Genomic DNA, 25,307 nt, shown 5'->3' with positions numbered 1-25,307 from the left:
GCTACATCCTCGGCCGAAGCAACCACCCTCGCGGCGCCTCTCGATTCGCTCAATGCCCATAAGGACATGTCTATTTCGCCATGTCCCGAGGGACTCTCCTATCATTCTCATGGCGGTCCGAGCCGCCCGCCCGCACCTCACACCGGCGGCGCGCAGTCGCGGGCGATCTGCGCCACCGCCTCGGCGCGCGGCAGCACCTGCTGCTGTTCGCGGATCCGCAGCGCCAGCGCCTCGCCTGCGGCCTCGCGGGCGCCGATCACCGCGAGCATCGGCACCCCGTTCGCGTGGGCCTCGGCGACCCGGCGGGCCAGCGTCTCGCGGCGGTCGTCGAGCTCGACGCGGACCCCCGCGGCCCGCAATTCGGCGACCGCTGCCGCCGCCGCCGCGTGCTGCGCCGGGGCCACCGGCGCCACCACCACCTGCACGGGCGCCAGCCAGGCCGGCAGCGCCCCCGCGTGGTGCTCGAGCACGATCGCCAGGAAGCGCTCGACGCTGCCGTAGATCGCGCGGTGCAGCATCGCCGGGCGCCGGCGCTGGCCGGATTCGTCGACGTAATGCAGGTCGAACCGCGAGGGCAGGTTGAAGTCGAGCTGGATCGTCCCGCATTGCCACGAGCGGCCGAGGCGGTCGCGCAGCGAGAACTCGAGCTTCGGCCCGTAGAACGCGCCCTCGCCCGGCTGCACCGCGCAATCGAGGCCCGCGTCGCGGGCCGCCGCGGCGAGCAGCGCCTCGGCGCGGTCCCACGTCGCGTCGTCGCCGACCCGCTCGGGCGGGCGCGTCGACAGGCCCACCGCGAAATCGGCGAAGCCGAACGCCGCGTAGAACTGGCGGGCGCCGCGGCAGAATCGCACGATCTCGGGCCCGATCTGGTCCTCGGCGCAGAACACGTGGCCGTCGTCCTGCGTGAATTGTCGCAGGCGGAACAGCCCGTGCAGCGTCCCGCTCGGCTCGTCGCGGTGGCACAGGCCGAACTCGCACACGCGCAGCGGCAGGTCGCGGTACGACAGCGCGCTGCGCTGGGCGATCTGGATGTGGCCCGGGCACGAGACCGGCTTCAGCGCCGCGCCGCAGCCCTCGTCGGCCACTGCGAACATTCCGCGGCGGAAGTGCTCCCAGTGGCCGCTCTTCTCCCAGATCGGCTGTCGCAACAATTGCGGCGTGCGCACCTCGTGGTAGCCGTCGGCCGCGGCGCGGCGGCGGGCCGCGTCCTCGAGCGCGCGGACGAGGACCAGGCCTTTCGGGTGCCAGAACACCATCGCCGGGGCCTCTTCTTGCAGGTGGAACAGGCCGAGGCGCGGCCCGAGGGCGCGGTGGTCGTGGGCGTCGAGGACGGAATGGGGGTTGATGTCGTGACTCATGGCGGCGGACTCCTGGGGGCAAGGGCCGACCGGACGGAGCGACGCCACCGAGACGCGCGAAACCCCGCCGGCTCGGGCGGGGTTTCGCAGGGCGTGGACGACTCTCTCAGCGCACGCGCACGCGACCGACCCCACCCGGAAGGGTGGTCGTGGTGGTCGCGGTGGTGGCGCGCCGGAGCATCGAATTCGGGGATACACGCGGCCCTTCGAGCGGTCAAGGCGAATGCCCGTGCGGAAGCTCGTATACGTCGGTGTGGGCATTTCCCGATCGTCAATCCCGTCACCCCGGTCGCGCCGGGTCTGCCGTGATTGTGACGTCGGCCGCTCGCTCCGCCGCGGCCGCGGCGGCCGGCCACTCACCTGTCTCTTCAGACAGACGGAGCCTTCACCGCCCGCGCGGGCGATCGCGCGCCCGCACTCGGGGGCGCCCGCTTCCGGCCGTGGCCGCGCTGTCGTATCACTGCGCCATGCCCACATCAGGCTCCGCGCCGGCGGATCGGCGCGTGCTCGTGATCGGCGGCGGGATCGCCGGCCTCCTCGCCGCTCGCGTGCTCACGCGTCACTACGAGCGCGTCACCGTCCTCGACCGCGACCTCTTGCCGGGCGGACCGGAGCCGCGCGGCGGCGCCCCGCAGAGCCACCACGTCCACGTCTTGCTGACGCGCGGCTGGCAGATCCTGAGCGAGCAGTTCCCCGGCCTCGGCGACGCGCTCGCGGCCGCGGGGGCGCACGAGTACGACTGGCTGGCCGACGTCGAGTGGCACACCCCGTTCGGCGTCATGCCGCGCGGGCCCTCGCCGCTGCGCTCGCGCGCCTGCACCCGCGGCCTGCTCGAGTGGAACGTGCGCACGCGCCTCGTCGCCGACGAGCGCGTGCGCGTGCACGCGGGTTACGAGGTGACCGGCCTGCAGAACGCGGGCGACCGGATCGTCGGTGTGCAGGTCCACCGCCGCGCCGGCGTGCCCGAGCTCGCGGCCGACGACCTGCGCGCCGACCTCGTCGTCGACGCCAGCGGCCGCGCCTCCAGGGCCCCGACCTGGCTGGCCGCGCTCGGCTACCCCGAGCCCGCCGAGACCGTCATCGACGCCCAGCTCGGCTACGCCACCCGCCTCTACGAGCTGCGCGCGCGGCCCGACTGGAAGGTCCTCTACATCATGGGCAAGCCGGGCCAGAACCCGCGCGGCGGGGTCGTGTACGCCGTCGAGGGCGGGCGCCACATCGTCACGCTGGTCGGCTACGGCGGCGCCTTCCCGCCGACCGACGAGGCCGGATTTCTCGAATTCGCGGGCGGCCTGCGGACCCCGGCGCTGCGCGACGCGCTGGCCGGCGCCACCCCGTGCAGCGCCATCCACGGCTATCGCCGGACCGAGAACCGCCTGCGCCACTACGAGCGCCTGCGCCGCTGGCCCCACGGCTTCGTCGTGCTCGGCGACGCCGCCTGCGCCCTCAACCCCGTCTACGGCCAGGGCATGAGCGTCGCCGCCGTCGCCTCGACCCACCTCGACGCCGAGCTGCGCGCCCGCCCCGGCCAGGCGCCCGGCCTGCGCTTTCAGAGGCGCCTCGCCGCCGGCAACCAGGCCGCCTTCATGACCGCCGTCGGCGACGACCTGCGCTGGCCCGGGACCACCGGCAAACCGTCACCTGGCCTCAAGGTCATGCACCGCCTGGTCGACCGGATCTTCAGCGCCGCCACCCGCTCGCCCGACGTCCAGCTGCGCATGATGCAGGTGCTGCACCTGCTGCGCCCGAGCAGCGCCCTGTTCCACCCCAGCGTGCTGCGCCGCGCCCTGCTCGGCTCGCGCTGACCTGTCCTGGCGGACATGCTCCCGACATCATGTCATCGACGACATTCCCTTCCGGACATGTCCACAAGCGCACCCACGCGGCTCATGCCCGCAGCGACATCCCTCGTAGACATGTCCTATCAAACTTGTCGTGCCGCCCTCACGGCCGCACGTCGACCAGCCACGCCCAGCCGAGCGCGCCGGGGCGGATCGTCAGCGTCAGAGTCCCCGGCGCTTCCGACAATGTCCCCACGACCCTGTCCATCGGGACATGCAGCCGAGTTCGCGACTGCCCTGGCGCCGGCCCCTCGACCTCGATGACCACCCGGGTCTCGCCGCGGTCGACCACCCGCGCCGGCAGGCGGAGCGCCTCCTCCGCCCCGGCGTCGAGGGCCGCGTTGGCGTACAGCGCCAGCTTCATCCCGGCGAACGGCGTCGTCAGCAGGAACGCCGCCGCGCAGATCGACAGCCAGCGCAGCGAGTCTGGCGCGCCGCGCAGGACCAGCGCCAGCCCGCCGCACACCGCCAGCCACAGCAGCGCGCCGATCCCGATCCCCGCGAACACCGGCTGCCAGGCCAGCACCTGCGGCGGGCGCAGCACCACCGCCAGCGCGAGCGTCACCAGCCACGCGAACGCGATGGCGAAGATGTGGCCGACGGGGCGCCGGCGCACCAGCTCGGCGCGCGTCGGCATGTCCTTCGGGACAGCCATCGCCTCCGCCAGCGCCCGCAGCGACGCCAGCAGCTCCGGCGCGGCCGCGGGCGCCTCGAGCTGGGCCGCCGTCAGCTTCGCCGTCACCCTCCCCTCGCCGAGCTGCACCTCGCCGGCCGGTCCGCGCACCAGCGCCTGCGCGGCCGCTCGCGCCGCCGGGGCCGCCAGCACCTGGGCCACGAGCGCGTCGGGGGCCTCCGATTCGACGTAGACCGCCGCGTCGAACGCCGCGTCGCCGAGCTGCAGCTCGCGGTTGATCCCGAGCGCCTTGCCGCCGCGGTCGATCGCGTCCTCGGCCCGCAGCACGATCCGCGGCGTCTCGGCCGCGTCGGCCCGCGCGACCACGAACACCGCGCCGACGCACGCGCCCTCCACCAGCTCGGGATACACCTGCACTTCGGGACCTGTCCCGAAGCGCAGCATGAACGGCGCCAGCTCGCTGCGCCCGCCCGCCTCGACCGCCATCGTCTCGCCGCCGAGGGCCTCCGCCAGCCGCGCGAACTCCATGCCGCCAGTGTCGCCCGCGCGCGCCCGCCCGGCAAGCCGCCCTTGGCCCAGGGGAGGGCCCATACGGCCCGTGACGGGCGCGGCCGATCTCGCAGCCCCGGGGCGGCCCGCCCCCTTGCCGCCCCGCGCTTATTTCTGCGCCGCGCTCACAGCCGTGACTCGACCTCGACCACCTCCGACGGCGTCGCCGTCTGCAGGAACTCGAGCGCCGAGGCGTTGCCGCGCAGGTGGTGGTCGAAGAACGCCGCCGCGTAGGCCGCCACGATCGCCCGCGCCTGCACCGGCGCGAGGTAGACGAACTCGCTGCCGTCGGACTGGCGCACGCCCGGCCCGCAGCCGGGGTTGAACTCCTCGCGCAGGCCGCAGATGTCGGTCGGCCCCCAGTGGCCGGTGTCCGTCATGCGCACCAGGTAGGCCGGCGTCGCCGCGGCCTTGAAGTTCGACTCGATGAGGTTGTTGCCGATCTTCAGGATGCTGTTGTCCTCGATCGCCAGCACGAACAGCTGCGGCTCGACGATGTTCGCCAGCTTGGTCCCGTAGAAGATCGGGTTCTCGACCGGCGCGGCGATCGGCATGGCGGCCAGGATCCGCTCGTCCTCCTGCGCCAGCCGGCCCGCCGTGGCGGCGCCGAAGCTGTGGCCCATCGCGCCGATGCGGGTCGCGTCGATCGAGCCGCGGATGGCCTCGGGGACAGCCGAGTTGCCGGCGTCGAGCACCGCGTCGAGCACCGCGATCTGGTCGGCCACGCGGACCTGCAGGAAGTCCTCGCTGATGATGTCGGCCGGGCCCGGCTCGAACAGCGTGTTGCCGACGTGGTCGGGCGCGACGACCACGAAGCCGTGGCTGGCGAGGTGCTCGGCGATCGTGAACATCGAGTAGCGGGCGCAGTTGTGGCAGTGCGAGAACATCACCAGCGGGTACGGCCCGGTGCCCGCCGACGCGGCGTCGCGCGCCGAGCGGGTCTGCAGCCGCACCCCGGCCTGGCCCTGCTCCGACAGGTCGCCCAGCAGCTCGATCATCGCGTCGCGGTGTTCGCCCTCGGGCACGAACATCTCGATCGGGTGGCCCTGCTCGGCCGCGGCCGTGGCCGACGCGTCCGCCGGGTACCACGCCTCGACCAGCAGCGTGCGGTCGCCGGCGACCACCGAGAACGACGCGTTGCCGACCGGCGCCGCCCCGGGCGCGTCGTAGTCCTGCTCCGCGCCCATGCCCGTCCCCGTCCCGGTCGGCTCGAGGCTGTCGCTGCCCGTGCTGCCGCCCGACGGATCGCCGCTGGTCGTCGGCGCCGCCTCCGTGGTCCCGGGCGGCGGCTCGTCGGGAGGCGTGCCGGTCTCGGCCGTGCCGGTGCCGGGGCCCCCGGCGCTCAAGGTCGCGTCGGAGTCGGCGGCGGCGGTGCTGCAGGCGGCGAGGAGGAGGCTAAGCGAGGCGAAGCGGCGCATGCCGCCGTTTTACCCGACCTCGCGGCGCGCGGTGAGGCCCTCACAGAAGCGCTCGACCGCCGCGCCGATCGCCGCGTGGTGCTCGAACAGGCTGGTGTGCGTCCCGTCCTCCAGCCGAAGCAGGCGGCTGCCCGGGATCGCGCGGTGCAGCGGCAGGCCGACCCGGGGCGCCGGCGCGAACACGTCGCGGTCGCCGGCCACGATCAGCGTCGGCGCCGCGATCGTCGGCAGCAGGTCGGCGGCGTCGTGGCTCTGGGCCGCCAGCGCCATCGCCGCGAGCGTGCCCGGGTCGAGCTCGCGCACGAAGTGCTCGATGTACAGCTTCACGTCGGCCGGCGTGGCCGCGGGTCCGATCAGCCCCAGCAGCTGTCCCAGGCGACGACTCCCCGGCAGCCCGACCACGCCGCGGACCCCGCGGAACGCCAGGCGGAACCCGTGCGCCGGCAAGCGAGCGATGAGCCCGTGCAACAGCGGCCCGACCGCCCCGAGCGCCGTGTCGAACACGCGGCCGGCGGGTCCGAGCAGCAGCACCAGCCCGCGCGCCCGCGACGGCGCCGCGCGATAGACCTCGAGCGCGACCTGGCAGCCCATCGAGAACCCGACCACCACCGCGTCGGTCAGGCCCTCGGCGTCGAGGATCTGCAGCGCGTCGCCGGCCAGCGCCGGGATCTCGACGCCCTCGCGCGTGCGCGCCGGCTCGCTGCGACCGTGCCCCTTGAGGTCCCACGTGATCACCGTGAAGCGCCGGGCCCAGCGCGGCGCCAGGTGGGTCCAGAAGAACCGCGACGTCGTGATGCCGTTGCACAGCAGCAGCGCCGGCCCCTCACCCTCGCGATCGTGCGTTCGCGGGCGGGCATGGGCGCCGCCGAGGATGCCACGCTCGCGCGAAAAGGGAACCCGCCGGCCGCGACAGAGGGGGAAGGCCGGGCCGGCGGGTCGAGTGGATGTCTTTTCGGTCATGTGCGAACAAACACACGACCACGCGCCGCGATCACCAGCGGATCACCACCAATCCGTCGCCCGCGCGCACGCCTGGCAGCCCGCTGCCCTCGGGCTCGTCGCCGAGGTACGACGAGCCGCCGCCCCCGCCCGCCGCGTAGGCCGAGCCGCCGCCGAACCAGCCGCCCCCCCCGCCTGCCACGTGGTACAGGCCGACGCCGCCGCCGCTGCCGAACAGGCCCGGCTCGCCCGGCACCGAGCCCACGGCCCCGCCGTCGCTCTGCGTGCCGCCGCCTGCCGCCTGCCACTCGGGCAACAGCGCCACGCCGGCGCCGCCGATGAACACGCCGCCCGGACCGCCCTCGCCGTGATCGGGGCAGCCGCACTGTCCGCCCCCGCCGCCCCCCGCGACCACGAGCCGATCTGCGAGACCCGTCCCGCCGCGGCGCACGTCGCTGGCCCCGCCGCCGCCGCCCGCGAACTCGCCCCCGACGCCGCCGCCGTTGTAACCAGCCGCGCCCTCGAGCCCGCCGCGTCCGCCGACCACGATCCGCAACGCCTCACCCGGCTCGACCTCGAGCTCGGTGCGCACGTAAGCACCGCGGCCGCCGTCGTCCTGCTCCGGTCCGTCGCAGCAGCGCGAGCCGCCGCCCTGGGCGCCCCACGCCTCGATGGTGATCCGCGACACGCAGTCGGGCACCACGAACGTCTGCGGCGCGCCGGTGAACGCGAACTCGCGGGCGCGGCCGCCGGGCGTCACGCGCGTGCGCTCGACGCACTGACCGTCGCAGCGGATCTGCCCCCGCCAGCACGGCGCCGCGCAGTAGCCCGCCGCGCACGTGCCGGCGCAGACGCGGCCGCAGCCGCCGCAGTGGCGCGCGTCGAGCGTGATGTCGACGCACTCCGCACCGCACAGGTCGAGCGCGGCCGCCTCGCACGCGCGCACCAACGCCTTGTCCGGATCGGCGTCCCCGTCCGCCTCGGCGACCGCGAGCGCGCCCGGCACCGGCCGCGGGGGCTGCGTGTCCGAGACCTCGTCGCAGCCGCCGACGGTGATCGTGAACACCACCGACACCGTGCACCATCGGCCCTTGCGTACCATCTGCATCGCCCCCCCTGCGACCTGTAGGTCTGATGCGCAGCAGGCAGGCACGCAAACCCCGTTGTGTCCCGCATCACCAGCGCCGCGCCGCTCTCCATGAGGATGTCCCTTCGCACATGTCCAAAAGACATCCTCGCAAGACGGCGCCCCTCGCCGCCGCACGACGTTCGCCACGCGCCCCGCGTCCTCGCCGTCCCCGCAGCTGCACCGCGCCGGTGCACGTCACCTGTCTCCATCCGCGCCTCGCCGCCGTCCGCCCGCATCTCGACGCGTTCCCACCCTGAACCACGCCGCGCTCACTGGCAGATCTCGACGCACTCACGCGCGAACCAGGATCACGCCGCGCTCACTGGCAGATCTGCACCCCCATCGACGCGCTCACCCGCGGCTCCCCATCCACACCATCCGCCCGCCGCGAGCTCCAGCTCCGCCTCGCGCCGTCCGCCCCGCTCACCAGCTGATCACCACCACGCCATCGCCGTCGCGCGCGCCGCGATCTCCAGCTCCGCCTCGCGCCGTCCGCTCGCGGGTCGCCGCGCTCACCAGCTGATCACCACCACGCCATCGCCGTCGCGCGCGCCGACCTCGAGCTCCGCATCGTTGCCGGCGGGACCCACGTACGACGAACCACCGCCTCCGCCGGCGCCGAAGGCCCCGCCACCGCCGTACCAGCCGCCGCCGCCTCCGGCCACGTGGTAGCCGGCCGCCCCGCCGCCGAGCCCGAACACGCCGGACTGACCGGGCGCCGCGCCGCCCGCTCCACCCGCGTGCGGCTGTCCGCCGCCGCCTGCGCGCCAGTTCACGTCACCGACGATCCCGTCCTCGCCCGCCAGCCCCCCGCCGTGGCCGCCCGCTCCGTGATCCGGATAGCCGCACACGCCGCCGCCCCCGCCGCCGACCACCAGCGCGCGATCGACCAGGCTCGCGCCGTTCAGGCGCACGTCCGACGCTCCGCCGCCGCCGCCGCCCCACCTCCCGCCGCTGCCGCCGCCGTTCCAGCCGGGCGCGCCGTCGAGGCCTCCGCGGCCGCCGACGTGCACCAGCACGACATCGCCGGGGCTGACCGAAAGGTCAGCTCGCAATCGGCCCCCGTGTCCGCCGTCCTCCTGCACGTCGGGCAGGCCGTGCTCGTCGTCGGTGCCGCAGCGGCTCGGCCCGCCCTGCGCGCCCCACAGCTCGACCGCCAGCGTCGTCACGCACTCCGGCACCACGAACGTCTGCGGCGCGCCCGTGAAGCTGAACCACCGCGCGCCCGGCTCCACGCACTCCGAGGCCCGCTCCGGCGCCATCCCGTCGATCCCCTCGTACTCGGCCGCGTGGCAGCCGAGCAGCACCGCCAGCGCCGCGGCGGCGCGATCGTGTCGAATGTGAGAGGCGGCCCGCTGCATCGTACCCCTCCTCCAGGGATGCGCGGCGTCGTCCGCGGTGCAACCCCCCCCGTGCTGCCCGTCACGTCGGTCTGCCGCCGGCGACGAACCCTCCAGCGCCGAAGCGCCCGCCCCCGCGGCGGCGACGCCCGGCTTTCACCCTGCCCCCATGAACATGTCCTCCAGCACATGTTCTATAAAACATGTCCATGACGGCATGTCCCTTGTGACACTCTCCTTCGGCCTCATCTGCGGTCCGCGGCTCAGCCTGTCTTGCGCGGCGCGCCGGCCGAACACCCTCCGACCAGCTGTCCCTTGCGACATTCCACCTCGCCCAGCTCCGGGCCCTCTACTGCCCGCGCCTCACATGTCCCTTGCGACATGTTCCGTCGAGCCCGCCTCACCCGCCATGCCGGCCGCGCCTCACCTTGGCTCGCGCGGCGCGCCGGCCGAGTGTTTTATGACCACCTGTCCCTTGCGACATGTTCCGTCGAGCCCGGCTCACCCCATGCCGGCCGCGCCTCACCCGATCTCGCCGCGGCGCGCCCGGCCGAACGCCACGCGGCGCAGCAGCAGGTCGAGGATCAACAGCGGCAGCGCCAGCGCCCACAGCACCTCGGGCCAGACCGGGCGCTGGCGCGTCCCTTGCGGCGCGCCGGGGCTCGTCACCACCGCGTCGATCGGCCCCGCGTGCGTGCCTTCGGGCGAGAGCGTCGCCAGCCAGGCCGGATCGACGCCGAGTTGGTCGGGCGCCAGCTCGGCCGGGTACGGGACGCTCGCCTGGCCGGTCGCCTCGGCCACCAGCCGCGGCGGCGTCTGGCCGTCGTCGAACAGCTGCGCCTTGATCAGCCGCTGGCCCGCGCGCACCCCGATCACCGTCGCCTCGTAGCGGCCCGGCGCCGTCAGCTGGGTCGTCAGCGTCGTCGTATGTCCTTCGGAGCCGGGAGGAAGGGACGGGTCGATCACCTGCAGCTCGCCGCGCAGGTCGCTGACGAAGCCGGCGCTGGCGTCGAGGTCGACGACCGCGCGGAAGCTGCCCTCGTCGGCCCCGGGCGTGATCCGCAGCGACGCGCCACCGAGCGACGCGGCGCCCTGGCGCATCACGTCGCGGGCCACCTGCGACCAGAACTTGGGGAAGCCCTCCCAGGCGATCCAGCGGTGGGCCCAGCGCGGCTTGGCGTCGGACGCGAACGCGACCGTGCGGCCGAGCCCGCGGCGGCCGCGGACCAGCAGCGGGTCGCCGACGTGCGTGCGCAGCAGCAGCTCGGCCAGCGGCTTGGTCTTCAGCGGGATCACGCCGCCGAGCCCCGGCGCGCGCTCGAAGTCGATCCCGCGCAGCACCTGGGCGCTCTTGGCCACGCGCGCGAACAGGTCGCGCTCGACCACCGCGTTGCGGGTCACCTCGCGCGTCTCGCGGGAGAAGATCCGCGGCACGTCGGTGCCGTCCTGGCTGAAGTAGTAGCGGCCGCGCCCGCGCTCGGCGACGCGGGCGAGGAAGTCCTTGCCCGCGCCCGCGCCGACGCCGACGGCCGACACCGTGATGTCGGCGTCGCGCATGTCGGTGATCAGCGCCGACACCCCGGTCTCCGGCGACTGCCCGTCGGACAGCAGGATCACGTGCTTGACCAGCGCCTTGCTGCCCGCGAGCTGCATGTACGCCTCGCGCAGGGCCGGCAGCGCGTTCGTCCCGCCGCCGGCGCTGAGCCGGCGGATGTCGCCGGCGATCCGGATCCGGTTGGCGGCCGGCTGCAGGCGCACCAGCGTGACCGGGCGCGAGTCGAACGCGATCACCCCGATCTCGTCGCCCGGGTCGAGCGTCGAGGCCGTCGAGCGAGCTGCCTCTTTGACCAGGTCGAGGCGGTCCTCGCTCGACATCGACCCGCTCTTGTCGATCACCAGCACCAGCGCCAGCGTCGGCTGCTCGCGCTGGCGCTCGCCCTCGAAGCGGACCGGCAGCACGTCCTCGATCACGCTGCCACCCCAGCCGCCGACCCCGAACGCGCTCTCGCCCCCGATCATCACGAAGCCGCCGCCGTCCTGGACCCACTTCGCTATCGCCTGCTGCTGCGCCCCCGACACGTGGCGCGACGGCACGTCGGACAGGATCACCAGGTCGTATGGCTGAAGCCCCTCGGCCGCGCCCGGGATCGCCGACGCCGCCTCGGCGTCGACCTGCAGGTGGTCGGCCCGCAGCGCCCGCGCCAGCGCGCCCGACGGGTCGCCCTCGCCGACCAGCAGCACGCGCGGCCGCCCGCGGACCTCGCCGACGGCCGCCGCGCGGTCGTTGTCGAGGCTGCGGTTGTCGGCCGCCGCCAGCTCGGCCGCGTCGAGCCGGGCTGCGATCACGATCGGCCCCGGCGCGTTGGCGCGGACCGGCACCTTGATCTGCTGCGGCCCGCCGCGCAGCGCCACCTCGACGCTCGGCGACAGCGCGTTCGGCTGCCCGTCCTTGTCGACGAACACTTTGAGCGTGCGCGGCTCGGAGGCCCACACGTCGATCGCCGCGTCGAACGTCTGCCCGACCCGAAGCTCGCTTGGCAGGTGGACCCCGGCGACCAGCACGTCGCCGCGGGCCGCCGGCGCGGCGGTGCGGGTGTGCAGCGTGATCCCGCGCCGGCGCAGGCCCTCGGCCGCCGCGATCAGGTCGGTGCGCTCGGCCACGCTGGCGGCCCCGTCGCTGACCAGCACCACCCGGCCCTCGGTGTCGGGGTCGAGCAGCGCCTCGGCCAGCCGCAGCGCCCCGGCGTGATCGCTGGCCAGCCCGCCGCCTGGCTCTCGGGACAGCTGCACCTCTTCTGTCCCTTCGGACAGGGGCAGCGCGGCCGCCCGGCTCGCGTAGGTCACGAGGCGCAGGCGCGTGCGGTCGTCGCGGTCGCCAATCTCGCCGCGGACCAGGCGCACGACCTCGCGGGCGACCGCCGTGAACGCGGCCAGCTGCCCGTCGTCGACGCTGGCCGACACGTCGACCGCCACCACCACCGTCTTGCCGCGCCGCGGCGCCTGCAGGCTCGGGGCGGCCAGCGCCAGCGCCAGCGCCAGCAGCAGCAGCACGCGCGCGCCGAGCTGCAGCGCCACCTGCCAGGCCGGCAGGTCGACCAGCGAGCGGCGCGCGACCGCGACGAGGAACGGCAGCAGCGCGACCGGCATGAGCCACAGCACGCTCGGGCGCGCCAGCACCAGCGTGCGGTCGCCGGCCTCCGACAGCCTGGCCGCCAGCCACTCGGGCAGGGTGAACAAAAGGACAGGAACGTCGGGACCGAAGCGATGCAGCGCCGCCGCGGCGCCGAGGCCGAGGGCCAGCCACAGCAGGGCCCAGTTGCGAGCGCCGGAGGGTGCAGCGCGGGTCAAGGGCGCACCGGGGCGCGCGGGCCGGGGGAGGATCGCATCGGCGAGGTCCGCAACCATAGCGCCCCGGGCCGCCCGGCAAAAGCCGCCCTGCTGCGAGACGGCGTTCCCGGCGCGTCCGGGTTGCGCGGAAGCGGCAGGGCGGTTAGGGTGCCCGCCACCGAAGGAAGCGCTGTGAAGCCGATCGAGATCTGTCAACACCTGGGCCAAGGCCACATCGACGCGTACTACGACAAGCTCTCGGGCAAAGAGGTCCGCGAGGTGCTCAAGGCCGGCGGCTGCAGCGCCAACGTCCCCTCCACCGCGTACACCCAGGCCGCCCGCCGTCGCGCCTGGCGCACGCGCTTCGACGCCGAGCTGGGCCGCGGCAACGACAACCTCGCGCTCGCGCTCCTGCTCGAGTGGCTGATGCGCCACAACCGCCAGATGCTGATCGACTACCTCGACTTCCTCGGGGTCAAGCACACCATGGGCGAGACCGACGAGGACTTCTGTGTCACCAACACGCCCGAGAAGCTGCGCGAGGGCGTCGACGAGCTGCTGAAGAAGTACCCGCCCGCGCACGTGGCCACCTACCTGCTGCTGATCGGCCACCTGCAGGACACCCCGGTGTTCGACCAGACCCCCGAGGTCCTCAAGGCGCTCGGGGTCGAGGACGGCCCGGCCGCCGAGTACATCGAGAAGCACAAGCAGACCTACAAGCCGCGCATGCGCCAGCAGGCCGCCTCCTGAGGTCCGCGTGGATCGCCTGGCGATGCTCCGACAGTTCGTGGCCCAAAAGCCAGGTGAGGCGTTCCCGCGCTACGGCCTGGCGATGGAGCTCAAACGGCGCGGGCAGCTCGCCGAGGCGATCGCCGAATTCCGCGAGCTCATCGCCCGCAGCCCCGAGTACGTGCCCGCCTACCTGATGGCCGGCAACACCCTGGTCGAGGCGGGCGACCGCGACGGCGCCCTGCAGGTGCTCCACCAGGGCGAGCAGGCCGCGCGCGCGGCCGGTGACGCGCACGCGCTCGGCGAGCTCGAATCCGCCCGCGCCGCGCTGGAAGGTTGATCGCCACGCCCGGCCCCGCTCACGCCGCCGCGATCGACCTCGTGTTCGCCAGCCCGCGGCGCCTGCCCAAGCCGGCGAACCTGCGCGGCCGCGTGGTCGTGCTCGACGTCGCCTTCGCGGCCGAGGGCATCGGCAGCGGCTTCGAGAAGATCACCGGCAAGTTCCTCACCGGCCTCGGCGCTCGCCTGGCGCGGTGGGTCGACCACCACGATCACGAGCGCCACGCCCAGTTCCGCGGCGATCGGCGGTTCGTCCTCCACACCAAGGCCGAGCACGGCGCCTGCCCCGAGATCATCACTCCCGAGATGGTCGAAGAGACAGGTCCGGTCGACACCATCGTCGCCCACTTCGACCTCGACGGCCTGTACTCGGCCGCCAAGTGGCTGCTCGGCGGCGTCGAGCCCTACCCCGGCGCCGACGCCGACGCCCGCGCCGTCGACACCCGGATCGGCCAGCCCGGCCCGATCGGCGCGCTCGTCGACCGGGCCCTGCGCGCCCACTACGAGGACACCGTCCTCCTGATCAAGATCGTCCGCTGGCTGGTCGCCGGCATGCCGCGCGGCCCCGAGCAGGAGGCGATCGCCGCCGCCGCGGCCGACTTCGACGCCATGGCGGCCGAGGCCGCGGCGCTGGCCCGCGCCTACGTCGTCGAGGACGACGTCGCCCTCGTGCGCGTCCCCGCCAACCAGCGCCCGTTCGACAAGACCGAGCTGCTGCTGCTCGGCCAGGAGCGCGCCCGCGTGGCCGTGGTCGTCGACGGCCAGACCGTCAACATCGCCGCCGGCTTCGACAGCGGCCTCGACTTCGTGGCCCTGCTCGGCCTCGGCGGCGGCATGCCGACGCGCGTCAGCGTCCCGGCCTCGCGCCTCGCCGACACGCTCGACAAGATCCACGGCGCCCTGCGCGAGCGCCGTTGACCTGTCCTTCGGGACACTGTCTCTACGGACATATCCCGAGAGACATCTCTGTCTCCAGGCCGACCGCCCCGCGCCGACGGGCGCACGCGCGCCGCCGGCACGCGATCGCGCGCGATCGATAGCTCACTGGGTGTTGCAGGTCGGACACGCAAATAGGACTCTACCGGCCGCAGTCCGAGTGCCCACCCCCCGGGCCGCCCAGGAGAATCGCAACATGTTCCACCGTATTCGTCTCGCTCTGTTCGCCGCGCTGACCGCCGTGACCGTCCCCGCCATCTCCCACGCCGACTCGTCCGGGACCGTCGGCAACGTCGAAGCCGTCACCCTCCACGAGCCCGGCAGCGACAACTACGGCATGTTCAACGGCTCCGTCACCATCAAGGAGAAGACGGGCCAGAAGCGCGACTACAAGTGGGGCGGCTCGCTGTGCCCCGGCCGTGAGATCAGCGCCAACTCGATCAACCTGCTGTTCCAGGCCCTCCAGGCCCGCAAGGCGATCGAGGTCACCCCCAACTACAAGACCGGCAACGGCAACGAGCGCTGCCTGACCGGCTTCAAGATCCAGAACCGCTGACAGCCCGGCCCCGGCCGGTCGTTCGTCGTCCATCATCACCGCGACGAACGCCGGCTCGGCGGGCGATCGTGACGGCGCTCGACGACAGGCGCCGCGCGCTCACAGCGGCTGCCACTGCAGCGTCTCGACCGCGATCTGGTAGCCGAACCACCCGTTGTCGAGGCGCAGGCGCGCCGGCAACGCCCCGTCCTTCATCCCGCCCTCGTAGGTGATGACGATCGCGCCGGCCGGCTCGCCGTCCTTGCGCTCGAAGCGGCGCTCGAGCAGCGCCCCGCCCTGCCACACCTCGGTCACCCGCTCGTCGCCGACCTCGCCCGCGTGCGTCCCGTCGGCCAGCGGCGCCCCCGGCAGCCCGAGGAACTGCACGCGGTGGACGTCGAGCAGCATGAAGCGCGGCGGGAACGGCAGCTTGCCCTCGGGCGCGAACACCTCGACCTTCACCTCGGCGCCCTGCTGCCTGGCCACGAACGCCTTGGTCGCGAACGGCGTCAGCCCGACCAGCGTCAGCGCGTCGCCCTGCTTCTGCAGCACCACCTCGCCGCCGATCTCGCGCCCGCGCGCCGTGCCGCGCAGGCGCTGGCGGGCCATGAAGTCGGGCCCGCTCAGCGTCGTCGCCAGCGCCCCCGGGTAGTCGGCGTCGCGCAGCTCCCGCGGCGGCGCCGGCTCGGCCTGCTGCCCCTTGGAGCATGCCCCCAGGAGCATGGCCCCGACGACATGCCCGATCGACCATGCCCGAAGGTTCATCCGTGGTCCTTCCCCTCGCCCGCGCCCGCCAGCACCAGGGCGGACGGCGCCAGCACGAGGCTGAGCAGCACCCCGAGGCCGACCGTGTCGCCGATCGCCTGCAGCGCCGGGCTGGCCGACATCGCCAGCAGCCCGAACGCCAGCACCGTGGTCAGACAGGCCAGCAGCACGCTCAGCACCGTCGCGTCGAAGCCCCGCGGGTCGTGCCGGCTCTCGGCCAGGAACACGCCGTAGTCGACGCCCATGCAGAGCACCAGCAGCAGCGCGACCGCGTGGAGGATCCCGATCGTCGCCCCGCTCAGGGTCATCAGCGCCAGCGCCGTCGCGGCCGCCAGCACCGCCGGGGCGAACGCCGCCAGCGCCAGCTTGAGCCGGCGGTAGCGCAGCCACACCGTCGTGAACATCGCCAGCAGGCCGAACACCACCAGCTCGAGCGTGCGCGCGCGGTAGCGGGCGAACGCCGCCTGCAACATGCCCTGCTGGTCGAAGTAGCGCACGTCGGGCAGGTCGGCGAGGCGGGCCTGCAGCGCCGCGACGTCGCCGACCCCGCGCAGCAGCGTCACCAGCGCGACCTCGCCGCCCTCGATGTCGGCGCGGAACGTCCGCGCCGCCTCGGCCAGCGGCGTCGCGGCCAGGTCGGCCGGCCGCATCGGATCTGGCCCCTGGGACATGTCCGAAAAGAACTTGGCGAACGAGCCGGCGCGGAAGCCCTCGGCCACGAACGCCGCGTCGAGGCGGGCCGGCAGGCCCGGATCGGCCAAGGCCGCCGCGTTGTCGCGCTGCAGCCGCTCCGACCACACCAGCGCGTGCAGGCTGCGGAACGCCTCGACCTCGCCGGCGGCCTGGGCCGCGCGCAGGCGGACCGCGACCGCGTCGTTACCGGCCAGCGCCGCCTCCTCGTCGGCCCCGAACGCGACCACGAAGCGCCCGCCGTCCATCCGCGACACCCGCGCCCGCACCCGCTCGTCCTCCGCCACCATCTCCGGGTCGAGCGCCGTCAACCGGCGCACGTCGTCGGAGAACTCGATGCGCGGCAGCCCGACCACGCACAGCCCGAGCGCCGCCGCCGGCAGCACCGCGACCGCCGGCCGCCGCCGTCGCATCGCCGCCACCATCCGCGCCAGCCCGGCCGCCGCCCGGCGCTGGATCCACCCTGGCTTCGGGGACATGGGCAAAAGTTCAGGTAGCCAGTAGCGCGTCGCCAGGGCGGCCACCAGCACCCCGATCGAGGCGAACAGCGCCACCTCGCGCAGCCCGGGGAAGCTGGTCCACGCCAGCCCGGCGAAGCCCGCCACCGTCGTCAGCGCCCCGAGCGACAGGCCCGGCCAGATCCGCCGCGCGCTCTGCCGCGGGCCGCCGCGCGGCGGGTCGAGCATGTGGTGGTTGAACAGGTGCACCGAGTAGTCGATGCACACCCCGATCAGCGTCGCCCCGAACGCCAGCGTCAGCCCGTGGACCGACCCGAACAGCGCCAGGCAGGCCGCCAGCGCCGCCGTGACGCCCGCCACCAGCGGCGCCAGCGACAGCAGCACCAGCCGCGGCGAGCGGAACATCAGCAGGAACAGCGCGACGATGCCGATCAGCGAGACGGTCGAGATCCGGCCGATGTCCTCGCGCATGCTGGTCTCGGCGGCCAGCGCGAAGCGGGCCACGCCCGACTGCTCGAGCACCAGGCGCCCGCCCGACTGGGCGTCGATCTCGGCGAACGCCGCCTCGATCGCCGCCTGCAGCGGCGCCTGGTCGGCGGCGTCGAACGGCGAGCTGCGGGTCGCCAGCATCACCAGCGCGTGCTGGTCGTCGGCCACGAAGTGCCCGTCGCGCAGCCCGACCCCGCCGCCCTGGGCCGCCTCGAGCCGGCGCAGCTGGGCCGGATAGGCCAGCAGCGGGTCGGCCGGCGCGATCTGCTTGATCACCCCCGACGTCGGCAGGCCGAGCTGGCGCCGCAGCTCGCGCGCGGCGGCCCGCAGCCCGTCGTCGGACAACCTGTCCTGGAGGCCACCTGTCTCGTCGGCCAGGAGGAAGAACCGCCGCGGGTAGTACAGGTTGTGGATCGCCTCGGCGTGCAGCTCGCCCGGCCCGGTGCGCAGCCACGCCACCTCGGGGCGGGCCTGCAGCCGGTCGGCCAGCGCCTGCGCCCCGGCGATGGCGACGTCGGGCTCGCCGCGCTCGTCGCTGATCGACAGCACCAGCGTGCGCGTCAGCTCCGAGCCGGCCATCGCGCGCGACAGCGCCGCCAGCTTGGGGTCGGCGACGTCGGCCATGAACGCCGTGATGTCGGTGACCACCTGCAGGCGCAGCGCGCAGAACGCCGCCAACCCGGCCACCAGCGCCGCGCCGAGCCCTGCCCGCCACACGCTCGCCCTGTCTGATCGACCAGGTTCCATCAAGCAGGTCCCATCAAGCAGGTCCCATCAGCCAGGTCGTATCAGGCAGGTCCGTCCGCCGCGGGCCGCCGGGTCAGCGGCCCGCCGGCGGCGCGGCCGGCTTCGGCGGCAGGCTGAACAGCGTCGCCTGCTCCTCGGCGGAGAACTTGCGCTGCGGGTCGACGGCCGAGAACGTGGTGACCGCCTCGTCGCCGCCGATCTCGACCACGCGCATCGTCGCGATCACGACCCCCTCGCCGGCGATCTCGACCCGCTCGATCAGCTTGTCGAGCGGCGCCAGCTTCGGCTTCAGCTTCAGCGTCCAGCGCTGGCCCTCGGACTTGAGCTCCATCGCGTACATCGTCGCCAGCGCCTCGCCGTCGCCGGCGAAGATCTTGACGAACGAGTCGACGAACAGCCGCACCGCCGGGCTCTTGTCGAGCGAGATCTCCTCGCGCCCGGCGTCGTCGGCCATCCGCAGCGCCGAGCCGTCGATCACCACCACCGAGCGCGCCGGCCTGGCCGTGTGCCGGGCCAGGCGCGACTTCTTGCCGCCCGGCACGAAGTAGATCGTGCCCTCGTTGACCAGCGGCGCCGCCAGCAGGGCCATCCGCTTCTCCTCGCGGAACGCCGCCTGCAGCCCGCTCATCCCGGCGAACCGGCCGAGCAGCTGCTCGAGCGTCAGCGCGGCCGGCGCCGGCGCGGCGGCCACCGGCAGCGGGTCGGCCGCGGCCGCCTGGTCGATCGAACCGGTCATGACGACCATGACCGCGAGGACATGTCCGAACAGACCTGGCCGCAGGGACAAATTGGACCTGAGCTGGCTACACCAGGTACTTGAGCAGCGCATCGGGCGTCTCCGGCAAGAGGCGACCTTCATGGTCGGTCGTGACGAGGATCGTCTGCCCGCGGGCCGAGCAGCGGTCGTCCTTGAGGTTGCGGATCCGGTAGGCGATGACCAGCCGCGGCGTCACCGACACGAACCACGCGTCCACGCGGGCGCGGTCGGCGTAGCGCAGCGGGTAGGTGTAGCGGCAGTGGCTGTCGACCAGCAGCTGGGCGTAGCCCGCGCGGCGGATGTCCGCGATGTCGAGCCCGCGCGAGCGCATCAGCGCGGTCCGACCGATCTCCATGTACTTATAGTAGTGCCCGTGCCAGACGATATTGAGGATGTCGACGTCGTGGAACGGGACCTCGAACTCGACCGAGACCTCGTGCAGGCGGCTCACGGCAGCGCTCCGATCGGCAGCGCGCCGGCGCGGAGCAGCCCCAGCACCGCGGCGATGTCGTGGTCCTGGCGGCGGTCGGCGTCGACCATCGGCACCGCGGCGCGGACCGCCGCGTGGAGCGTCCGCGCGCGCGCGTGGACGTTGTGACCCGCGCGCAGGTCGACCGCCTGGCACATCGTGAGCAGCCCGATCGCGGCGACCGTCTCGGTCAGCTCGACGATCCGCAGGCAGTCGCGCGCCGCGATCGTGCCCATGCTCACCTTGTCCTGGTTGTGGCATTCGGTGGAGCGGCTGAAGACGCTGGCCGGCATCGTCAGCTTCAACGCCTCGGCCGCCAGCGCCGACGCCGAGATCTGCATCGCCTTGAAGCCGTGGTGGGCCGCCCGATCGGGGCCCGTGCGCCCGACCAGGTTGGCCGGGAGGCCCGCATTCGTGTCGGGGTTGCACACCAGCGCGATCTGGCGATCGACCAGGTCGGCCAGGTTGGCCACCGCCGTCTTCAGGGCGTCGAGCGCGAAGCAGGCGTGGCCGCCGTAGAAGTTGCCGCCGTGCAGCACCTCGCCGGTGTCCGGGTCGACCAGCGGGTTGTCGTTGGCGCCGACGATCTCGATCTCGAGCCACTGCTGCACCCAGGGTAGCGCGTCGAGCAGGACCCCGATCACGTGCGGCGCGCAGCGGATCGAGTAGCGGTCCTGGATGCGCGCGGGGGCGGCCGGCCGCGGGTACTCGATATCCTCGCGGATCCACTGCGCGCAGGCCCGCTGACCCGGGTGCGGCTTGGCGGCGAAGATGCGGTCGTCGAAGTGAGCGGGGTTGCCGCCCAGGACGTCGCTGCCCATCGCCGTCAGCGCCGCGCACAGGCGCGCCAGCCGCCGCGCGCGGGCGAACGCCAGGCAACCGAGCCCGACCATGACGCTGGTCCCGTTCATCAGCGCCAGGCTCTCCTTGGGCTGCAGCGTCAGCGGCGGGATGCCGGCCGCGCGCAGCGCCTCGGCTGCGGGGACCACCTGTCCCTTGAACCAGACCTCGCGCTCGCCGACCAGCGCCGCGACCACGTACGACAGCGGCGTCAGGTCGCCGCTGGCCCCGACCGAGCCCTCGGCCGGGATCCGCGGCAACAGGCGGTGCCGGAGCAGGTCGCACAGCCGCTCGAGCACCTCGACGCGCACGCCCGACCAGCCGCGCGCCAGCGCCACCAGGCGCACCGCCACCACCGCCGCCGCCTCGACCTCGTCGAGGATCCGCCCGGTGCCGCAGCCGTGAAAGCGCATCAGGTTGACCGGCATCGCCGCCACGTGCTCGGCCGGCACCGCCGTCTCGCACGAGTCGCCGAACCCGGTCGTCACCCCGTACACCACCTCGCCCGACGCCAGCCGGCGCGCCAGGTGATCGGCGCCGCGGGCCAGCAGCGCCCGGTACTCCGGCGCGTCGTCGAGCGCCGGAAAAGCTGTCCCTTCGGCCAGCTCGACGACGTCCCCGAGGCCGAGCCCTTGCGGGCCGACGAGCAGCACCCGCGCGCTACTCACTCCGCCCTCCAGAACTCGTAGAAGTTGAACCAGTTGAGCGGCGCGAGGCGGCAGTAGTGCTCGAGGCGTTCGGCGTAGCGCTGGACATGGGCGGCGGTGGCGGCCTCGCGGCGGCCCCGGGGCAGTTCTAATTGTTCGGCGAAGGGCTCGCAATAAAGATCGTAGCGGTCGGGCCCGTGATAAAGACCGAAAGTCAAGTAAATCGGGCACTTTAGCAGCGCCGCGAGGGTATAGGGCCCGGTCGGGAAGCGCGCCGGGGCGCCGAGGAATTCGGCCGTGCAGGTCTTGTCGTTGACCCCGACCCGGTCGCCGAGCACCGCCACCAGCTCCCCGCGCTCGATCGCCTCCTTCGCCGTCAGGATGTAGCTCGTGTCGCGCGGGTCGATCGGGATCACCCGCACGTCGAAGTCGGCCTGCACCGTGCGCAGGAAGTCGTTGATCATCTTCGCGTTCTGCCAGTACGCGAGGATGTGGATCGGGATCCGCTTGTCGACGCTGCTGGCCCGCATCGCCTCGAACGAGCCGAGGTGCGCCCCGAGCAGCAGCGCCCCCTTCCCCTCGGCCTGCAGCGCCCGCAGGTGCTCGATGCCGGTGTGGGTGATGCGGAACCGCCCGGTCTCGCCGCGGACCAGGAACACGCGGTCGAGCGCGCAGCGGGCGAACGTGTAGATGTGGCGCCAGCCGGCCCAGAACCCGTGCGGCTGGCCGATCCGCCGCAGGTAGTCCTGCGAGGCCCGCCGCGCCTTGCCGGCGAACAGCGCGTAGTAGAACGTGATCACCGCCAGCAGCACCCCGGCGCCGCGGCGGCCGAACACCCGGCAGAACAGCAGCGTCGCCCGGATCCCCAGCACCGTCCCGCGCTCGGGCCGGGTCATCCACGCCCGGTCGCCCTCGTCGGACCTGACCGCCGGGACAGCCGACGCCGCGCTGCCGGACCGCTCGCCCGCGCCCCCGGTCGCCGCGCCGCTCGCCTCGGGCCTGACCGCCGGGACATGTCCCTCCGAACCTGCCTCTTCCGCCATGGCCGATCGAACCTGTCCTCTCGCTCAGCGCCCAGCCGGCAGCGCCGGCCGCCGCAGGCGCCGCCACAGCTTGATCCACGGCCGCACCATCACCCGCTGGAACGACAGCCGGGTGTGCAGCCACGAGATCTTGAGGTTGTCGCCGAACACGCGGAAGTGCGACACCCCGCCCTCGTCGCGGCCGATGTAGCGGACCTTCGTCGGCAGGTTGATCACCGGCACCCCGGCCCACACCAGGCGCACCGCCACCTCGATGTCGAAGTCCATGCGGTCGCCGGTGCGTCCGAGCGCCAGCGCGGGGTCCAGCGGGTAGACCCGGAAGCCGCACATCGGATCGGTGATGACCCCGCGGCCGGCCTCGAAGTCGGTCCAGAACAGCGTGATCTTGCGGGCGACCAGCCGCCCCTTCGGCGCCGACGCGTCGTACACCGGCGCCCCGAGGATCAGCGCGTCCGGCCGCTCGCGCGCGGTCGCCAGGAATTTCGGGATGTCCCCGAGGTCATGTTGCCCGTCGGCGTCGACCTGCAGCGCGTGGGTGTAGCCGAGCTCGCGCGCGAACTGGAACCCGGTCTTGACCGCCGCCCCCTTGCCGCCGTTTTGCGCCCGCCGGCGCACGTGCGCCAGCCCCTCGGCCCCCAGGGCCGCGACCGCCTGCCGCCCCGCCTCGCCGCTGCCGTCGTCGATCACGACCACGTCGGGCAGGTGCGCCTTGACCCGCAGCACCACGTCGCGCACCGTCCGCGGGTTGTCGTAGGTCGGGATCAGCGCGCACGGCCGGAACGGACCTGTCCCGCCGGACATCTCACCTGCCCCTCCGGACACCTCGTTCTCACCTGTCCCTGCGGACATCTCAGTCACCGCGCGCCTCGTACTCGAGCGCCCCGGCGGTGACCACCTCGCCCGCGCGGGCCAGCGAGAAGCGGACGCTCGTCCCCCGCACCTCGAGCCGCAGCACCAGCGCGTCGCCCGGCGCGATCGGCCGGGTGAACTTCAGCCGCGCCGCCTGCCGCAGCCGCCCCAGCTCGGGCCGCAGCGCCGCCACCTGCGGCACCACCAGGGCCGTCAGCTGCGCCACGCCGGGCAGCACCGGCGCGCCGTCGAAGTGCCCGCGGAAGAACGCCAGGTCGACCGGCACCCCGACCTCGACCTCGTGCACCGCCGCGTCGCCCGCCTCGCGCCGCACGTGCCCACGGACCTCGAACCCGATCACAGCCGCGCCCGCCGAGTCCCCCGCAGCCCCGCTCGCGTCCGCGGCCGCGACCGATCCGCCGCGCTCCGCCTCGGCCGGCTCCTCCGCCGTCAGCCCGAGCAGCGCGTGCAGGCGCCGCTTCGTCAGCTTGCCGTTGGGCTCGCGCGGCAGCGCCGGCACCACCTTGATCCGCCGCGGCACCACCACCGGGTCGAACCACGGGAGCAGCCCCCGCCGCAGCTCGGCCACCAGCTCGCCGGCGTCGCGCCCCGAATCGCGGGCCACCACCGCGGCCATCAATTCGTGCCCGCGGGCGCCCGGCGTCTCGGTCGCCACCACCGCCGCGTCGGCCACGGCCGGCAGCGCCAGCAGCCGCTGCTCGACCTCCGCCACGGCCACTCGCTTGCCGGCGACCTTCACCACCCCGTCGAGCCGCCCGCGCAGGTGAAACCCGCCGCGCGCGTCGAGCAGGGCCCGGTCCTCGCACGGGTACGGCGACGGCGCGTCGGGGGCCAGGAACGGCGAGCGCAGCAGCAGCCGCCCCTCGGCCGCGACCTCGACCGCGACCCCCGGCAGCGGCGTCCAGGCTGGCTCCGGGGACATGTCCCCCAAGACTTGTTCGTGCCGCCGCCAGCCGATCCCGCCGGTCTCCGACGAGCCGTACACCTCGGTCACCGCCAGCCCGAGCTGGGCCAGCAGCTCGTCCGCGGTCGCCCGCGGCAGCGGCGCGCCCGACGAGAACACCCGCCGCAGCGGCGGCAGGTCGCCGCGCTGCAGCACCGTCAGCCCGCGCAGGTGCGCCGGCGTGCTGACCAGCACCGTCGCCCCGACCTCGCGCGCCGCCCTCGCCACCGTCTCGGCGTGCAGCGGCGTCTCGCGGGCGAACGCCGCCCCCGCGGCCAGCGGCGCCAGCACCCCGAACAGCAGCCCGTAGAGGTGGTACGGCGGCACCGTCGCCAGCGCCACCTCGCCGGCCGCCAGCGCGAACGTGGCCGCCAGCGCCTGCGCCTCGCCGAGCAATTGCCCGGCCGTCTTGGCGCACGGCTGGTGGTCGCCGGTGCTGCCCGAGGTGTACACGACCGCCAGCCGCCGGTCCGCCGGTAGCGCTTCGGGCCATGTCGGATCGGCCATGACCCCGAGAGCATGTCCCGAGAGCCACTCGCGGACGTCCTGGGCGTCGGCCAGGTCGGAGTCGTGGATCAGCGCCACCACGTCGGGCCGCCCCGCCAGCTCGCGCACCGCCGCCGGCTGGGCGTTCGGCGGCAGCGCGACCGCGTGGCCGCGCAGCCACGCGCCCAGGGCCGTGACCGCCAGGTGATAGCGGTCGCCGCAGACCACCAGCACCTCGCTGCCGGGCCGCGCCGGCGGCAGGCGCTCGGCGACGAGGCTCGCGTCGCGCATCAGCTCGCCCGCGCTGCGCGGGCCGGCCTCGCCGACGGCGACGCGCGCCGCGGGATCGGTGTAGACGAGCGGGACGAAGGACCTCATGCGCGGAGCAGACGGCGGAGCAGGCGGTCGGGCAACGCGTCGCCGAACCGGCGGAAGGTCGCCTTGCGGACGACGTACTCGACGGTGAACATTACCCCGATCAGCAGGTACGCCAAAAGTCCGGTGTACAGCGTCCACCAGGACACCGGGGCCCACAGCGCGAGCGCGGCGCTGGCGGCCGCGTTGGCGACGAAGAACCCGCACCAGACCACCGTGACCTTGCGACAGTACGCCGGCCCGCCGGGCGGCAGCTCGGGCTCCTGCAGCCGCGCGAACCGCTCGACCAGCGACGCCGGCCCGCGCAGGCTCGCCGCGAAGTTGGCCAAAAGCCCCAGGTTGACCAGCACCGGCAGGGCCATGAACAGCCGCTGCTCGCCCGACAGCGCCGCCGCCGCGAACAGCCCGAGGAGCGACAGCGGCACCCGCAGCACCGGCCACAGGTCCTCGCGCCGGGCCTCGCGCAGGCGCAGCACGAGCCCCGGCAGCAGCGCGCAGGCGAGCACCAGCGCCAGCGTGCGCGGGCTCCAGCGCGTCATGCCGAGGTACACCACCAGCGGGTAGCCGCCGACCAGCAGCGAACGCAGCACCGCCGGGAGCCACCTCGGGACCCCCGCGGCCCGCTGCGGCTTGCCGTCAGGGTCCGCCATCACG

21 protein-coding genes are annotated in these 25,307 nt (G+C 74.1%); 5 read left to right on the top strand and 16 right to left on the bottom strand.

Going from position 1 to position 25,307, the window contains the following annotated elements; genetic code table 11:
• Window positions 1-137: 137 nt before the first annotated feature.
• Entirely contained in the window at window positions 138-1,358 is a 1,221-nt protein-coding gene (gene thrS / locus K7C98_RS06455) for a threonine--tRNA ligase (RefSeq protein WP_224190673.1), read from the bottom strand.
• Between the two features lie 467 nt (window positions 1,359-1,825).
• Between thrS and K7C98_RS06450 the strand changes: the two genes are divergently transcribed.
• Window positions 1,826-3,163 carry an FAD-dependent oxidoreductase gene (locus K7C98_RS06450; protein WP_224190672.1) on the top strand — a complete coding sequence of 446 codons (1,338 nt, stop codon included), beginning with the start codon at window positions 1,826-1,828 and terminating at the stop codon, window positions 3,161-3,163.
• A 139-nt stretch (window positions 3,164-3,302) separates the two neighbouring features.
• Here the strand turns inward: K7C98_RS06450 and K7C98_RS06445 are convergent, their stop codons facing one another.
• From K7C98_RS06445 to K7C98_RS06420, 6 genes are all read right to left on the bottom strand, one after another.
• Entirely contained in the window at window positions 3,303-4,361 is a 1,059-nt protein-coding gene (locus K7C98_RS06445; RefSeq protein WP_224190671.1) for a hypothetical protein, read from the bottom strand.
• A 146-nt stretch (window positions 4,362-4,507) separates the two neighbouring features.
• Window positions 4,508-5,800: a chlorophyllase/cutinase-like alpha/beta fold protein gene (locus K7C98_RS06440; protein ID WP_224190670.1), complete on the bottom strand. Its 1,293-nt coding sequence runs from the start codon at window positions 5,798-5,800 to the stop codon at window positions 4,508-4,510.
• A gap of 9 nt (window positions 5,801-5,809) precedes the next feature.
• Entirely contained in the window at window positions 5,810-6,760 is a 951-nt protein-coding gene (locus K7C98_RS06435; RefSeq protein ID WP_224190669.1) for an alpha/beta fold hydrolase, read from the bottom strand.
• 31 nt (window positions 6,761-6,791) lie between these two features.
• Window positions 6,792-7,847: a glycine-rich protein gene (locus K7C98_RS06430; protein ID WP_224190668.1), complete on the bottom strand. Its 1,056-nt coding sequence runs from the start codon at window positions 7,845-7,847 to the stop codon at window positions 6,792-6,794.
• A gap of 533 nt (window positions 7,848-8,380) precedes the next feature.
• Window positions 8,381-9,229 (bottom strand): glycine-rich protein, encoded by an 849-nt coding sequence (locus tag K7C98_RS06425; protein ID WP_224190667.1) that lies wholly within the window; start codon window positions 9,227-9,229, stop codon window positions 8,381-8,383.
• Window positions 9,230-9,730: 501 nt separating this feature from the next.
• Window positions 9,731-12,556: a VWA domain-containing protein gene (locus K7C98_RS06420; protein WP_224190666.1), complete on the bottom strand. Its 2,826-nt coding sequence runs from the start codon at window positions 12,554-12,556 to the stop codon at window positions 9,731-9,733.
• A 171-nt stretch (window positions 12,557-12,727) separates the two neighbouring features.
• On the opposite strand from K7C98_RS06420, the gene K7C98_RS06415 reads away from it, so the two are divergent.
• The 4 genes from K7C98_RS06415 (at window position 12,728) to K7C98_RS06400 (ending at window position 15,095) form a co-directional block, all read left to right on the top strand.
• Window positions 12,728-13,285: a hypothetical protein gene (locus K7C98_RS06415; protein WP_224190665.1), complete on the top strand. Its 558-nt coding sequence runs from the start codon at window positions 12,728-12,730 to the stop codon at window positions 13,283-13,285.
• 22 nt (window positions 13,286-13,307) lie between these two features.
• Entirely contained in the window at window positions 13,308-13,604 is a 297-nt protein-coding gene (locus K7C98_RS06410; RefSeq protein ID WP_224190664.1) for a tetratricopeptide repeat protein, read from the top strand.
• Window positions 13,601-14,521, top strand: coding sequence for a hypothetical protein (locus K7C98_RS06405; protein ID WP_224190663.1), 921 nt, complete (start codon window positions 13,601-13,603; stop codon window positions 14,519-14,521). Before K7C98_RS06410 ends, K7C98_RS06405 begins: the two co-directional genes overlap by 4 nt.
• Window positions 14,522-14,735: 214 nt before the next feature.
• Window positions 14,736-15,095 carry a hypothetical protein gene (locus K7C98_RS06400; protein ID WP_224190662.1) on the top strand — a complete coding sequence of 120 codons (360 nt, stop codon included), beginning with the start codon at window positions 14,736-14,738 and terminating at the stop codon, window positions 15,093-15,095.
• Between the two features lie 99 nt (window positions 15,096-15,194).
• Here the strand turns inward: K7C98_RS06400 and K7C98_RS06395 are convergent, their stop codons facing one another.
• The 9 genes from K7C98_RS06395 to K7C98_RS06355 all read right to left on the bottom strand — a co-directional run bounded on the left by K7C98_RS06395 (window position 15,195) and on the right by K7C98_RS06355 (window position 25,303).
• Window positions 15,195-15,797, bottom strand: coding sequence for a DUF3261 domain-containing protein (locus K7C98_RS06395; RefSeq protein ID WP_224190661.1), 603 nt, complete (start codon window positions 15,795-15,797; stop codon window positions 15,195-15,197).
• A 38-nt stretch (window positions 15,798-15,835) separates the two neighbouring features.
• Window positions 15,836-18,193 (bottom strand): MMPL family transporter, encoded by a 2,358-nt coding sequence (locus K7C98_RS06390; RefSeq protein ID WP_224190660.1) that lies wholly within the window; start codon window positions 18,191-18,193, stop codon window positions 15,836-15,838.
• A gap of 103 nt (window positions 18,194-18,296) precedes the next feature.
• Complete coding sequence (locus K7C98_RS06385) at window positions 18,297-19,010, bottom strand: outer membrane lipoprotein carrier protein LolA (protein ID WP_224190659.1); 714 nt, start codon at window positions 19,008-19,010, stop codon at window positions 18,297-18,299.
• A gap of 16 nt (window positions 19,011-19,026) precedes the next feature.
• Window positions 19,027-19,431 carry an acyl-CoA thioesterase gene (locus tag K7C98_RS06380; protein WP_224190658.1) on the bottom strand — a complete coding sequence of 135 codons (405 nt, stop codon included), beginning with the start codon at window positions 19,429-19,431 and terminating at the stop codon, window positions 19,027-19,029.
• Window positions 19,428-20,957: an HAL/PAL/TAL family ammonia-lyase gene (locus K7C98_RS06375; protein WP_224190657.1), complete on the bottom strand. Its 1,530-nt coding sequence runs from the start codon at window positions 20,955-20,957 to the stop codon at window positions 19,428-19,430. Before K7C98_RS06375 ends, K7C98_RS06380 begins: the two co-directional genes overlap by 4 nt.
• Complete coding sequence (locus K7C98_RS06370) at window positions 20,954-21,979, bottom strand: hypothetical protein (RefSeq protein WP_224190656.1); 1,026 nt, start codon at window positions 21,977-21,979, stop codon at window positions 20,954-20,956. The genes K7C98_RS06375 and K7C98_RS06370 overlap by 4 nt, the downstream gene beginning before the upstream one ends.
• A gap of 24 nt (window positions 21,980-22,003) precedes the next feature.
• Entirely contained in the window at window positions 22,004-22,828 is an 825-nt protein-coding gene (locus tag K7C98_RS06365; RefSeq protein ID WP_224190883.1) for a glycosyltransferase family 2 protein, read from the bottom strand.
• A 1-nt stretch (window position 22,829) separates the two neighbouring features.
• Window positions 22,830-24,656: an AMP-binding protein gene (locus K7C98_RS06360; protein ID WP_224190655.1), complete on the bottom strand. Its 1,827-nt coding sequence runs from the start codon at window positions 24,654-24,656 to the stop codon at window positions 22,830-22,832.
• On the bottom strand, window positions 24,653-25,303 hold the full coding sequence (locus K7C98_RS06355) for a hypothetical protein (protein WP_224190654.1): 651 nt from the start codon (window positions 25,301-25,303) through the stop codon (window positions 24,653-24,655). Before K7C98_RS06355 ends, K7C98_RS06360 begins: the two co-directional genes overlap by 4 nt.
• Window positions 25,304-25,307: the final 4 nt, after the last annotated feature.

Origin of the sequence: Nannocystis pusilla (assembly GCF_020073745.1) — a bacterium.
Classification (GTDB): Bacteria; Myxococcota_A; Polyangia; order Nannocystales; family Nannocystaceae; genus Nannocystis; species Nannocystis radixulma.
The sequence above is the reverse complement of the archived record's forward strand: the minus strand, read 5'-3'. Positions and strand labels throughout refer to the sequence as shown.